Source organism: Moritella sp. Urea-trap-13, from assembly GCF_002836355.1.
GTDB lineage: Bacteria > Pseudomonadota > Gammaproteobacteria > Enterobacterales > Moritellaceae > Moritella.
On sequence record NZ_PJCA01000031.1, the window covers coordinates 390,541 to 403,053 of the forward strand.

The following is a 12,513-nucleotide window of genomic DNA, read 5'->3' on the forward strand; positions in this document are numbered from 1 at the left end:
AATCTACTCAATTTGTTTGTTTATATTGGCGTGCATGCGCTATAAAATAGTTTATGATCCTGATTGTTAAGTCAATAAAGTCAAAACCCACTTTATGATCAAGGAAGATGTGGGGTCGAATCACCCAGAAGGGTACAACTTAGACATTCAAGGAAAAACATGAAACTGATAATTAGAGATGTTCAAAAAGCAGATGCGCAAGGCATCATGGATATATTGAACCCTATCATCGAAGGTGGCCTTTATACTATTTTAGACTCAACATTTTCTCTCGAAGAGGAAGAGCAATTTATTCAAGACTTCCCTGACAGAGGTGTGTTTAATGTTGCAGTAAATTCAGCAGAATCAACCATTGTTGGCTTTCAAAATGTAGAACCGTTTGCGACGTATACCCACGCTTTTGACCATGTGGGAATTATCGGCACATATGTTGATGGTAGCTATAGAAGGCAAGGCATTGCATCTAGTTTGTTTAATTCAACGTTTGAACTTGCAAGGTCTAAAGGTTATGAGAAGTTGTTTGCTTATGTTCGTGATGACAATAAAAATGCACTCGAAACTTATCTAAAGCACGGGTTCGAAATCATTGGTATAGCCAAGAAACACGCTAAGATCTGCGGTAAATACGTAGATGAAGTGTTAATCGAAAAGTGGCTATAAATTTATTTTCCCTGTTTTCTAATTGGCGTATTACGTTTAGTATATAAATTGATTCGTAATAATCAGTTAGGCATCAAGGAGGAATAATATGCACCTAGCACAATTGAACATAGCTAAAGCAAAATACGCATTAGAAGCGCCTGAGATTAAAGAGTTCGTTGATAATCTGGAATCGGTGAATAATACCGCAGAAAAAAGTGACGGTTTTATTTGGCGTTTAAAAGACGAAAACGGTGACGCGACGAGTATTCAAGCCTTTCTCGATCCGAATGTCATTGTGAACATGTCAGTTTGGGATTCTCCCGATGCACTTAAAAACTTCATGTTTAGAACACATCACCGAGACTTTCTACGTCGTAAAAAGGAATGGTTCGATATCATCCCAGAAGACAGCTATGTTCTGTGGTGGGTTCCTGTTGGTCATACTCCGAGTATTGAAGAAGCGGTTAGCAAGTTAGAATTTTTGCGTAATAATGGCGACACACCATCTGCATTTACCTTTAAAAGTAACTTCAGTAGCGAAGAGTTTATAGCGGATAGTTTATAGAGGTAGTGCTTAAGTCGTTTGTAAATATAAGTATAGATATAGTTACTTACTGTCATCACTAAGAATGACACTGTAGACTGTGGCTCTAAAATGGAATGACAATACCATTGTTACTATGGCTACGATTTAGGAGACCTCAGTGTCGTTATTTTTTATATCTCAAGTATTAGTCGCCATCGCGATTTGCTTCGATTTGATGTCTTTTCAGTTTAAAGAGAGACAAAAGATTGTCGCTTGTTTATTCTGTGCGGGTGTGCTTATTTCGAGTCATTTTATTCTGCTTGAACAATGGACTGCGGCGAGCTTGATGGTTATCGCCACGATCCGTTATTTAGTCAGTATTTTTTCGACTTCACCAAAACTAAAGTACCTGTTTGGTTCTGCATCGTTAATCGCGACGGTACTAACTTATTCTGGGCTGATTAGTATTTTGAGTTTCTTGGCTTCAAGCATTCAAACCGTGGCAGCGTTCAATAAAGATGACAAGCGTTTAAGAGAATTGATGGTCGTGGGGACAAGTTTCTGGCTAGTACACAATTACTTAATAGGTTCACCGACAGCGGTGATCATGGAAGCCTTATTTATTTGTAGTAATTTGGTGGGTTATTATCGTTACTATTACAAGAAAGAAGTGGCGATATAAACAAACGTATTGGTGCTAAAACCCTGTAATTCATAAATTGATTTACAGGGTTGATTCTCAAGCCTATTAAGCCTTACAAATAGCAGCAACGGCTTTCAATCGGCGTGCAGGCTCTGCCACAAATGGATTGGTTTCATCCCACGCATAACCCGCTAAAATCGAACAGATCATTTGTTTGATCTTCGGATTCGGATCATCATGTAATACCACGTCTTGAAACTCACCGGTATACCAACCTTCAACATAACAACGGAATGCGTTAACACCTGTCATCAGCGTATCGGCATATTCAGTTTGCCAATCAACTGTTTCATTATTGAACTGTTTCACTAACAAGTCTGAGGCCAGTTCTGCAGATTTCATCGCAATCGTGACGCCAGATGAAAATACCGGATCTAAAAACTCACCCGCATTACCCAGCAAAGCAAAGTGTCGATCAAATAGCTTGGTCACGTTGGCAGAATAGCCCATGATCGTCCCACAAGGGTTAGGAAAGCTCGCTTGTGAAAGTAAGGTTTTAAGATTGCTTTCTTCAGTCGCGAGCTGTTTTAACGCTGCAAGATGGTCATCAGGGTAGTTAGCAAAGAACGCTGGTTCACCAACAACACCAAATGAACAAGTACCGTTACTAAATGGAATTAACCAATACCAAACTTTGTTATTTTTAGGATGTACCGAAACTAGGATCTTGTTGCGGTCATAATGCGCCGCAGTAATGTTATCTTCAATATGAGTAAAAATGGCGCGTCTTGGTGGCAGTGTCGAAGGCTCTTCCAATCCTAATAGACGTGGAATAACACGACCAAAACCACTGGCATCAAGGATGAAATCTGCTTCTATTTCATAGCTGTTTTTATTTTCATCCAAGACTGTTAATAACGGTTTGTCTCTTTCTATATCAATGCTTTTAACTTCGTGCTGATAATGGATCGTGACGCCTTGTTGTTCTGCACAGTCGGCAAGCAGCTTATCGAACTGACCACGTTGAACTTGGAATGTCGTACCTTCACCAGCCGTGTATTTATCAGTGAAATCAAACTCAGTATATTGACCATTGGCGTGAAAAGCGGCGCCATTTTTAAACTGAAAACCAGCCGCGTTCACAGCGTCAAACATATCAGCTTTTTTAAGCGATTCCATGCACGCGGGTAACAAGCTTTCGCCAATGGAAAAGCGTGGGAATATTGATTTTTCGATAATAGTGGCATTAATGCCTTGCTTGTTTAGCAGTGCTGCAGCAAGTGAACCTGAAGGGCCTGCGCCGATAATAACGACGTGAGCTGGATGTGTTAATGACACAAAGAATTCCTTTATTATGTCGAGTTTAGACCCGGCAGATTTATATAGTAATATATTTAATCGGCTGATTTTATCACATGTTTAATCGTGGTTTAAAAATTATCGGTAAATCAAAAAAATTAATTGATATCAGTCAATATTAATAGGTGATCTTATTATTGAAAGGTGATGATTTAACCTATTGGTTTGTATGAATATAGGTAGTCGACGGATTGCTCGTTGTCACAATGACTACTCAGTGTTATAACTGTTAGTCATTGAATGACCGTTTTAAGGATCTGTTACCATGGATAACACCCGCTTTATCGAAAGCATGGATACTATTATTTACGATCTATCTCGAGAGCTGCCAAAGTACCAACGCTACAACCGTTTGTTACAGGCATGGCGCGATACGTTTGCATGTGACGCATGTGTATTGTTAAAGCTAGAGGGGGATAACCTGGTGCCTAAGTCTGCGAACGGCTTACAAATCGAGGCTATGGGTCGACATTTTCCGGTAGCAGAACATCCGCGCTTAGAACAAATACTGGCGCACTATGATGATGACAGTAACAATGAAGTGCAAAAAAAAGTACACCGCTTTGATGCCGACTGCGAATTACCCGATCCTTATGATGGTTTGATTCAAACGCCAGATGGCCAGCTTAATGTGCATGATTGCATGGGCGCGGTATTAGTGATTGATAATGAACCCTGGGGTATCGTCACTATGGATGCGCTTAATCCGCAACGCTTTGACTCACTCGATCCCGCAATGTTAAATTCAATGATTGGCTTAACCGAAGTGGTGATAAAAACCGCCAACTTAATCTTTGCATTAGACCAAAAAGTACAGCGACAAGAGCAGGTAACCGCTAGCTTAATTAACGAGAAGTTCAGTGAAGAAATGATCGGCACAAGTTCAGCGATGAACATGCTGAATTTAGAAATAGACTTAGTGGCAGACTCAGACTTGGCTGCCTTGGTATACGGTGAATCAGGCTCAGGTAAAGAGCTGGTAGCGCGTAAAATTCACATGGCTTCAAAACGTGCAAAGGAAGCCTTGATCACAGTAAACTGTGCGGCCTTGCCAGAAACCATGGTTGAAAGTGAGTTATTTGGACATGTAGCGGGGGCCTTTACTGGCGCCACTAAAAATCGCTTGGGTAAATTTGAATTGGCGGATGCTGGCACCTTATTTCTCGATGAAATCGGTGAACTACCTTTGTCTATTCAAGCCAAGTTATTACGGGTTATTCAGTTTGGTGAGCTACAACGTTTAGGCAGTGATAAACCGCATAAAGTCGATGTACGCTTAATTACCGCCACCAACCGCGATTTAGCTAAAGAAGTCGAAGCGGGGCGTTTTAGAGATGACTTGTACCACAGATTAACAGTGTATCCATTAAAAGTGCCGAGTTTACGTGAACGCGGTAATGACATTTTGTTATTAGCGGGTAACTTTCTTGCTAAAATCCAACGTAAAGTTGGGATCAACAATTTAACCCTATCAAAAGATGCAGAGCGAGTATTACTGGCATATGAATGGCCGGGGAACGTGCGAGAACTTGAGCATCTATTAAGCCGAGCTTCATTAAGAGCTGCAGCACGTAACCGCAAAGATGATCGTGTGGTGGTATTGGAAAGTAGTGATTTAGATATTCAAACCTCAAGTGATGTCAGTACATTATCACCACTACTATCACCACAAGTATCAACAGACTGTACGGACTCTGCCGCTGTTAATCGCAATGCTAGCCAAAACGACATCGTCATTAATACCCTTAATCGTGATAATAGCCTAAAGCAAATAACCGATGATTTTCAAACTCAGTTTATCAGTAAAATGCTAGCTGAAAACAATAGTAATTCTGCCGCAACAGCACGTGCGATAGGGGTTGATAGAAGTAACTTACATCGGTTAATGAAGCGACTTAACATTCAGTAATCGTCAGTAATCGTCAGTAATCGTCAGTAATCGAGGATCTTAACTTAGTTGATGAGGAGGTTAATTAAGAACGTATAAAAAAGGCGGTAGTGATGTGAATCACTACCGCCTTTTTACCAGTCATATCAGTTAAGTCTATATTTGATAAACTATAGCTGCTAGGTAAACATCAACGACTATTAGATAGTCGCTGCTAGCTCTGGTGTATAATCTAAGGTTGTTTTCTTATACACACTCGCAAGTTTAATAGATAACAATATTGCCGCCATGGTTAAACCTGAGATAAAGCCAATCCAGAAACCAGCTGGACCCATCGCAGGTACAATTAAGTCTGTTAATGCTAGCGTATAACCAATAGTCATACCCACAGCCCAATAAGAGAATAGGGTGATGGCAAAAATAATCTTGGTTTCTTTATAACCACGTAATGCACCCGCCGCAATCACTTGTATCGCATCTGAGATTTGATACACAGCCGCAATCAGCATTAAGCCAGTGGCAATGTTAATTGTGGTAATGTCATCGGTATAGATTTCTGCGATTTCATTACGCAGTAAAATCGTAAAGATCGCTGTGATAACAGAAAAACCAACACCCATCCACATTGCTGTGATACTGGCAAACTTGGCCTGCAGTGGCTTTTTCTCACCTACGTATTGGCCAACTACAATGGTCGCTGCAATGCCCAAACTGAGCGGTAGCATGAAGACCATTGATGAGAAATTCAATGCAACTTGATGGGCCGCTACCGTGATCGCGCCAAGTGGTGCTAACAGAATAGAGACAACCGCAAACAAGGTTACTTCACAAAACATAGATGCAGCAATTGGGAAACCAACACCTATTATGTGCGACATTTCTTTTTTATTGATAGCATAAACTTGCTCAAATAATTTGATGTCTTTAAAGTCTTTATGGAAATAGCTATAGGCAATCATCGAGATACACATAGCCACAAACACTAATGCAGACGCGACAGCACAACCAACACCACCGAGTGCTGGCATACCAAAGTGACCATTAATAAAGATGTAGTTTGCTGGTACATTGACCATGATGCCGATTAAGCCGATTACCATTGTTGGTTTAGTAATACCTAAACCTTCATGGTAACTACGGAATACTTGATAACCACAAGCAAACGGCAGTGCTAATGAAATTACACGTAAATAATCTGTTGTTAGTTCGGCTAATCTATCTTCAACGTGCATAAAGTCAAGGATCATTGGGCTGTAATAAAGCAGTGCCATCATTGGCAGGAAGACGATTAATACAAACCAGATCCCTTGTTGAACAACTTGCGCAATTTCACTTTGTCTTTTTGCGCCATAAAGCTGCGCTACGATCGGTGTGATCGCCATTAAAATGCCAACTAAAAACATTAGCACTGGGAACCAAATACTGTTGGCAATTGCGACAGCCGCCATGTCTGTAGCACTTACTGCACCAGCCATTACGGTATCAACAAAGCCCATGACAGTGAACGCAAGTTGAGCGATCAAAATTGGAACCATTAATTTAAATAAGTTAGAAACCTCAGATCGATATTTCTGCACTGGTACTCCGGATATTTTAGGGTTGTTATGTTGTGTATTCTAAGAATTGATGTTGCTGAAAACGAAAGAAATGATTATGAATGTAGTGATATTCGAGTTCGTGAGGACGTACCTGATCCAGCTAGAAGCATAATAATCCTTTATAGCTAGTATTTACAGATGTATTTTGAATTATTTTATTCAATATTAATATTGGCTTATTAACTAGATGAATTATCGAAACTAACACGATATAGTTAGGCATATTGGTTCAAGTAGTAATAAAGGTCATTTATGTTTACTGGCATTGTACAAAGAAAAGCAAAAATCATTAGTATCGACAAAAAAGCGCAGTTACATACTCTGGAAGTAACGCTAGATAAAATACATCAAGACGGTTTAGTTATTGGTGCAAGTATCGCCAACAACGGAACGTGCCTAACGGTTGTAAAGATCAATGACAACAGCGTGTGCTTTGATGTAATTGAAGAAACCCTGAAAGTGACGAACCTTGTTGACCTTGAAGTGGGCGATGAAGTTAATCTAGAACGTGCGGCTAAGTTTGGTGATGAGATCGGCGGGCATTTATTATCAGGCCATGTTCATACGCAAGCTAAAATTGTAACGATTAACCGTACAGAAACTAACTGTGACATCTGCTTTGAAATCGCCGCTGAATGGCAAAAATACGTTTTACCAAAAGGCTTTATTTCGATTGATGGTATCAGTTTGACCTTAGGCGATGTTGCCGATGGACAATTCTGGGTACATCTAATACCAGAAACACTGGGTGTGACAAATTTAGGTGGTCGCAAAGTTGGTCAATATGTAAATATCGAAATTGACAGTCAGACCCAAGCGATTGTTGATACGGTCGAACGTATGATGTTGAATAAGTAACAGGCGTTTTTATTGATGAAAAAATAATATAATTAGAGCGATAGTCAGGCTAAAATGTTTATTCAAACATGCCGTATCGCTCCAGATTAACCTCTACTTAACACTATCTTTGGTAGCATCGCATTTAAAATCTTCTATTTAAAAGATCTGCTCATCATCTGCATCAATAAATAATTCATACTTCTCATTAACCTGATCATGTAATAGCTTAAAATGAATACTGTTACAGCAGGAACTACATTCATCATAATAATCTTGTGAGCCATTGCTGGCATCAACATCCGTGGTGATAAATTGACCACAATGAGGACACACAACTGTCCTATGAGAAAACTGTTTCATGATAACCTCCACAGGCTATATATCGCATCCTCTAAGCTTATTTTAGCTGAAGATTATATTTTTGCCTGTTTGGAGGTCATGGAGTGTTAACTGATCGTGGTTATAGCATCCAAATTAGTAGATAGGGATAGAGTACTGGGGCTATTATTGAGGTCAATACCGCGCTAATCAATAAGGCCGTAGTACTGAAGGCACCGTGTGTGCGGCTTAACTCCATTGCTTTTGATGTACCAATAACATGCGAACCTGCGCCGATTGCCAGGCCTTGTGCTTCTGGTGTACGAATACGTAGGTGTTTTAACAGAAATGGTGCGCAGACGTTACCAAATATACCGACCATAATTACCATAATGGCCGAGATCGCAGGGATACCACCTATAGTGTGGCTGATTGCCATGGCGATAGGCGTGGTTACTGCCTTCGGTGCAAGTGAGGCTATGATCTCTGGGGATGCTGAAAAGCTTATCGCGACAAACGTCGTTACGACCAAACCTACAATCACGCCAACACTGCAAGCCACTAATACCGGAACAATTTTAGCTTTTACATGCACAAACTGTTGGTATAACGGAAAGGCAAGGGCAATCACCGCTGGTTCGAGTAAACGAGTCAGGATGTTTGTGCCTTGTTCGTATTCCTCAAGTTCAAATCCAAATACCAACATGATGCAAATTAATGCTGCAATCGACAATAAAATAGGATTGAGTATCGCCAGTGCTGTTTTTTTATAAAACCATTGTGCAAGAAAGTAGACTGCAAGCGTTAATGGAATAGCTAAATATAAGATCATTTATCGTCACCTTGCTGCTTGGTTAACGTTGCTTTTTGTTTACCTGCACTGGCCCTGTTCAAATAACAATAGGTGTGGCCAACGGCAAAGAAGATGGCGACAGTACCAATCAGTCCCGCCATAATAAGCGCGACGAGATTTTGTTGTACTAACTCAAAATAACCCATGAGCGCAACACCTGCGGGCACAAATAAGATACCTATGTGACGATTAAGTTGCTCACAGGCTTTTTCGACGTATTTTTGTTTCAACATGCCACTACTGAGTGCGACGAAGAGTAATAACAGCCCGATGATACTTGAGGGAAATTCAACGGGTAATAACATGCTGATGACACGCCCTAAAACCACGAAACAAAAAATGGTGAAAATATTGTACAGCCATATTTTCATTAATTACCTACCTACTAATTATGCAATTGCTTAGCAATTACTGCGCGATCGAAAGCGTCCTATATAAAATGTTAAAAATATATAGGGCAGATGATACAATAAACGTTACTTGAAGTTTATTAGGTTATAAAAATGCAGTATCCGGTTAATGAAATTTTTGAAACAGTCCAAGGTGAAGGCCATTTTACTGGTTATCCCGTCATCTTTATTCGCCTACAAGGATGCGATGTTGGTTGCTCTTGGTGTGATACCAAACAAACTTGGAAAGTCGATCCTGAGATGGAGGTATCACAACAGATTGTGAACAAAGCTTGCGATGATAAACCTCATTGGGCGAACTTTACTGCACAAGAATTCATTACCATGATACTAAAAAATGGTTTTGTTGCAAAACATATTGTGATCTCGGGCGGTGAACCTTGCCAATATGATCTTGTTGAATTGACAAGTGAATTAGAGCAAGCAGGGTATTTCTGTCAAATTGAGACCTCAGGTACATCAAAAGTACGTGCCACAGATTCGACTTGGGTAACTGTATCACCAAAAATTCAAATGAAAGGGCAACTACCCGTTTTAGCCAGTGCATTGCGCCGTGCTAATGAAATAAAGCATGTGATCGCAATGGAAAAACACATTGATGAACTAGATGCGCTAATCGCTGATATTGATACTGCTAATAAGATCATGTGCTTACAGCCTATTTCGCAACAGCAACGTGCAACAGAGCTAGCGATTAAACTGTGTATTGAGCGTAACTGGAAGTTATCAGTACAGATGCATAAATATATCTTTATCGACTAAGCTGATTCGATTATATCCGCCTACCTTTTCTTACTTTTATAGTTGAGACATAACTGAGGTATGGCGAGATAACCTGACAATAGCAGACGAGCGAGATGAATGAGGAGCAGGTATGGATAGTGTAAATAAATCAGCAGCGCAATTAATTGAACAGTTTAAACAACGTGAAGAAACCTTATTACATAGTGATTTTTCTAAATATCCAGAGCAGTTAGATAACTTCTTACACTCTGAGCTATTTGAAATCTCGCCAATTGGCAGTTATACCTCACGCAACGAAATTGTAACTTGGTTATTAGCTAAGTCACCGACACAGCGCTGGCAGTTGTCGGAATTTAAAGTTGTAGAATTAGCTGCTGATACCATCTTGGTTTGTTATCAAGCGAATTCGATTAATGCTGGCATAGTAAAAGCAGCGGGTAGTTTACGTAGTTCAATTTGGCGTTATCATAATCAGCAATGGCGACTTCAATTTCATCAAGCAACAAAAAACTAACATTCAAATTCATTTCTCACTTCTTATTTATCCTACCTATCTAGTACTACAACTCTGTTAACCTCCTCTTTAGGGGGATTACTTATCCAATATTAAGTTTCTTGCATTAGTCTAAATATATGACATGGCTCGCATAAAATATCGTTATGGCTTCAATAGACAATCATTTGGCACGTTCGGCCTATATCTGACACTGTGTGACGAAAGTATTATGTGAATATAATACCTACGACCTAATTGTTAATGGAATGAAAACAAATTAAAGGGTATAGAATGGATACTATAATGAAAAACACAACTCAGAAGAAATTTTTTAAAACAACGCCAATTGCTTTAGCACTTATCGTTTCAGGCTATACCGCAGCACCGCAAGCGATCGAGTTTAATTGGGGGGATGTTGAAGGTTCATTCAACTCTCAAATTACAGCTGGTTCAAGCTGGCGGGTAGAAGAAGCGGCTGCTAAGAATGTTGGCATCGGTAACGGTGGTTTACCGGGTAGTACTCCAACTGGTGATGATGGTAATTTAAATTATGATAAAGGTGATGCATTTACTCAAACGATTAAGGGACTGCACGATCTGGGCTTAACGTATGAGACTGAAGAAGGGTCGACTTTTGGTGTTTTCGTCCGTGGTAAATATTGGTACGATTACGCACTTGATCAGAATGATGTGAACCATGGTAGTGCGACGAATGGTTATGTTGCCAATGAACCAATTAATGATGATAATTTTAATGACTTAACAAAATCCCAAGGTGTCGCATTACTTGATGCGTATATCTTCACTGGTTTTTACCTTGGCGAGACTGCGGTTGACTTACGTCTTGGTAAACAAGTGGTTAACTGGGGTGAAAGTTCATTCATCCAAGGTGGTATTAACGCAGTAAATCCAGTTGATGCTGCCGCTTTCCGTCGTCCTGGTGCTGAAGTAAAAGAAGGTTTATTACCAGTAAACATGATTTTCGCTAACATAGGTTTGACTGATAATTTAAGTGTAGAAGCATTCTATCAATTAGAATTTGAACCAACAGTGATTGATAGTTGTGGGACTTACTTCTCTACCGCCGATTATTTAGCCGAGGGTTGTGATAAATTAGTTATTCAACCAGGGGCTCCTTTTCCAAGTTTAGTTGATAGTGAACTGCATACGGGTGGTTTTTACGCTGAACGAGGCACCGATGAAGATGCGTCGGATGATGGGCAATTTGGTGTAGCATTTAAATATTATGCTGAAAGTCTGAATGCGACTGAATTCGGTTTATATTACATGAATTACCACTCTCGTCTTCCTTATGCTAGCCCTGAAACGGGTCAATTTAATGGTAGTGGTGCAATACCTAACACACCATTTGTACCTGCTACAAATCCACTTTCAGCCGCTTATAATCCGAAATATCATACTGCATACCCTGAAGATATTCAGTTGTTTGGTCTAAGTTTTAATACCACAGTTTCTGAATGGGCTGTGTCTGGTGAAGTCAGTCATCGTCTGGATATGCCGTTACAAATTAATGGCGCAGATTTACTGGCTGCAGCATTAAGTGCAGATCCTGATTCACCATTAACACCAGAATATTCACAAGCAGGTGCAGGGGAGACTGTTGATGGTTTCCATCGTTTTGATTATACCCAGTCACAACTGACATTAATTAAGTTCTTTGATAAAGCCCTTGGTACCGATCGTATTACCACGGTTGCTGAACTTGGTTATGGCCACGTTTGGGATTTACCAGAAGGTGATGATGATATTAAATATGGTCGTGCTACAGTTTACGGGACTAGTTTTGATGGCGTTGGTAATGATACTGACGGTTTCACTACGACAGACAGTGCCGGTTATCGTTTAGCTGTTAAAGCTGATTACCGTAATGTATTTGCTGGTGTAGATTTAGCACCGTCAGTAGCGTGGTCACATGATGTCTATGGTTACAGCCCTGAACCACAAGGTACGTTCCAAGAAGGTCGTACTGGTGTCAATCTAGCGTTGAAAGCTGATTACTTAAAAATGTATTCTATGTCAGTAAGCTATACACAATTCGGTGGTGATTTTAATCCACTGTCTGATCGTGATTATGTATCTGCTGCCGTTGGTATTTCATTCTAATGATTAGAAAGAAAATTAAGCTGTAGATGATTAATACGGATATAACGAATAGAAGTTTAGAAAAGGATTTTA

General features: G+C 40.0%; 13 protein-coding genes. 8 read left to right on the plus strand and 5 right to left on the minus strand.

What is annotated here, in order from left to right:
- Window positions 1-159: 159 nt before the first annotated feature.
- The 3 genes from CXF93_RS09700 (at window position 160) to CXF93_RS09710 (ending at window position 1,850) form a co-directional block, all read left to right on the plus strand.
- On the plus strand, window positions 160-660 hold the full coding sequence (locus CXF93_RS09700; protein ID WP_101062319.1) for a GNAT family N-acetyltransferase: 501 nt from the start codon (window positions 160-162) through the stop codon (window positions 658-660).
- An 88-nt stretch (window positions 661-748) separates the two neighbouring features.
- Complete coding sequence (locus CXF93_RS09705; protein WP_101062321.1) at window positions 749-1,207, plus strand: DUF3291 domain-containing protein; 459 nt, start codon at window positions 749-751, stop codon at window positions 1,205-1,207.
- Window positions 1,208-1,346: 139 nt separating this feature from the next.
- Complete coding sequence (locus CXF93_RS09710) at window positions 1,347-1,850, plus strand: YgjV family protein (protein WP_101062323.1); 504 nt, start codon at window positions 1,347-1,349, stop codon at window positions 1,848-1,850.
- Window positions 1,851-1,916: 66 nt separating this feature from the next.
- Here the strand turns inward: CXF93_RS09710 and CXF93_RS09715 are convergent, their stop codons facing one another.
- Window positions 1,917-3,149 (minus strand): NAD(P)/FAD-dependent oxidoreductase, encoded by a 1,233-nt coding sequence (locus CXF93_RS09715; protein ID WP_101062325.1) that lies wholly within the window; start codon window positions 3,147-3,149, stop codon window positions 1,917-1,919.
- 286 nt (window positions 3,150-3,435) lie between these two features.
- Here CXF93_RS09715 and norR point away from each other — a divergent pair, with 286 nt between their 5' ends.
- Window positions 3,436-5,079: a nitric oxide reductase transcriptional regulator NorR gene (gene norR, locus CXF93_RS09720; RefSeq protein ID WP_101062326.1), complete on the plus strand. Its 1,644-nt coding sequence runs from the start codon at window positions 3,436-3,438 to the stop codon at window positions 5,077-5,079.
- 179 nt (window positions 5,080-5,258) lie between these two features.
- On the opposite strand, the gene CXF93_RS09725 is transcribed toward norR, so the two are convergent.
- A complete protein-coding gene (locus CXF93_RS09725) occupies window positions 5,259-6,635 on the minus strand; it encodes an MATE family efflux transporter (RefSeq protein ID WP_101062327.1) in 1,377 nt (458 codons plus the stop codon).
- 273 nt (window positions 6,636-6,908) lie between these two features.
- On the opposite strand from CXF93_RS09725, the gene CXF93_RS09730 reads away from it, so the two are divergent.
- Window positions 6,909-7,514 carry a riboflavin synthase subunit alpha gene (locus tag CXF93_RS09730; RefSeq protein WP_101062328.1) on the plus strand — a complete coding sequence of 202 codons (606 nt, stop codon included), beginning with the start codon at window positions 6,909-6,911 and terminating at the stop codon, window positions 7,512-7,514.
- 138 nt (window positions 7,515-7,652) lie between these two features.
- Here the strand turns inward: CXF93_RS09730 and CXF93_RS09735 are convergent, their stop codons facing one another.
- The 3 genes from CXF93_RS09735 to CXF93_RS09745 form a co-directional block, all read right to left on the minus strand.
- Window positions 7,653-7,856, minus strand: a complete 204-nt coding sequence (locus CXF93_RS09735; RefSeq protein WP_101062329.1) for a CPXCG motif-containing cysteine-rich protein — start codon at window positions 7,854-7,856, stop codon at window positions 7,653-7,655.
- Between the two features lie 100 nt (window positions 7,857-7,956).
- Complete coding sequence (locus CXF93_RS09740) at window positions 7,957-8,646, minus strand: LrgB family protein (protein ID WP_101062330.1); 690 nt, start codon at window positions 8,644-8,646, stop codon at window positions 7,957-7,959.
- Window positions 8,643-9,038: a CidA/LrgA family protein gene (locus CXF93_RS09745; RefSeq protein WP_101062331.1), complete on the minus strand. Its 396-nt coding sequence runs from the start codon at window positions 9,036-9,038 to the stop codon at window positions 8,643-8,645. The genes CXF93_RS09740 and CXF93_RS09745 overlap by 4 nt, the downstream gene beginning before the upstream one ends.
- A gap of 132 nt (window positions 9,039-9,170) precedes the next feature.
- On the opposite strand from CXF93_RS09745, the gene queE reads away from it, so the two are divergent.
- The 3 genes from queE (at window position 9,171) to CXF93_RS09760 (ending at window position 12,441) form a co-directional block, all read left to right on the plus strand.
- A complete protein-coding gene (queE, locus tag CXF93_RS09750; protein WP_101062332.1) occupies window positions 9,171-9,839 on the plus strand; it encodes a 7-carboxy-7-deazaguanine synthase QueE in 669 nt (222 codons plus the stop codon).
- 112 nt (window positions 9,840-9,951) lie between these two features.
- Window positions 9,952-10,335: a DUF4440 domain-containing protein gene (locus CXF93_RS09755; RefSeq protein ID WP_101062333.1), complete on the plus strand. Its 384-nt coding sequence runs from the start codon at window positions 9,952-9,954 to the stop codon at window positions 10,333-10,335.
- 285 nt (window positions 10,336-10,620) lie between these two features.
- Window positions 10,621-12,441: a DUF1302 domain-containing protein gene (locus CXF93_RS09760; protein ID WP_101063316.1), complete on the plus strand. Its 1,821-nt coding sequence runs from the start codon at window positions 10,621-10,623 to the stop codon at window positions 12,439-12,441.
- Window positions 12,442-12,513 lie beyond the last annotated feature (72 nt).

Bases quoted from the DNA above. Each gene is read 5' to 3' on its own strand.
- CXF93_RS09700 (WP_101062319.1), top strand. From the start codon at position 160: ATGAAACTGATAATTAGAGATGTTCAAAAAGCAGATGCGCAAGGCATC.
- CXF93_RS09705 (WP_101062321.1), top strand. From the start codon at position 749: ATGCACCTAGCACAATTGAACATAGCTAAAGCAAAATACGCATTAGAA.
- norR (WP_101062326.1), top strand. From the start codon at position 3,436: ATGGATAACACCCGCTTTATCGAAAGCATGGATACTATTATTTACGAT.
- CXF93_RS09730 (WP_101062328.1), top strand. From the start codon at position 6,909: ATGTTTACTGGCATTGTACAAAGAAAAGCAAAAATCATTAGTATCGAC.
- CXF93_RS09735 (WP_101062329.1), bottom strand. From the start codon at position 7,856: ATGAAACAGTTTTCTCATAGGACAGTTGTGTGTCCTCATTGTGGTCAA.
- CXF93_RS09740 (WP_101062330.1), bottom strand. From the start codon at position 8,646: ATGATCTTATATTTAGCTATTCCATTAACGCTTGCAGTCTACTTTCTT.
- CXF93_RS09745 (WP_101062331.1), bottom strand. From the start codon at position 9,038: ATGAAAATATGGCTGTACAATATTTTCACCATTTTTTGTTTCGTGGTT.
- queE (WP_101062332.1), top strand. From the start codon at position 9,171: ATGCAGTATCCGGTTAATGAAATTTTTGAAACAGTCCAAGGTGAAGGC.
- CXF93_RS09755 (WP_101062333.1), top strand. From the start codon at position 9,952: ATGGATAGTGTAAATAAATCAGCAGCGCAATTAATTGAACAGTTTAAA.
- CXF93_RS09760 (WP_101063316.1), top strand. From the start codon at position 10,621: ATGAAAAACACAACTCAGAAGAAATTTTTTAAAACAACGCCAATTGCT.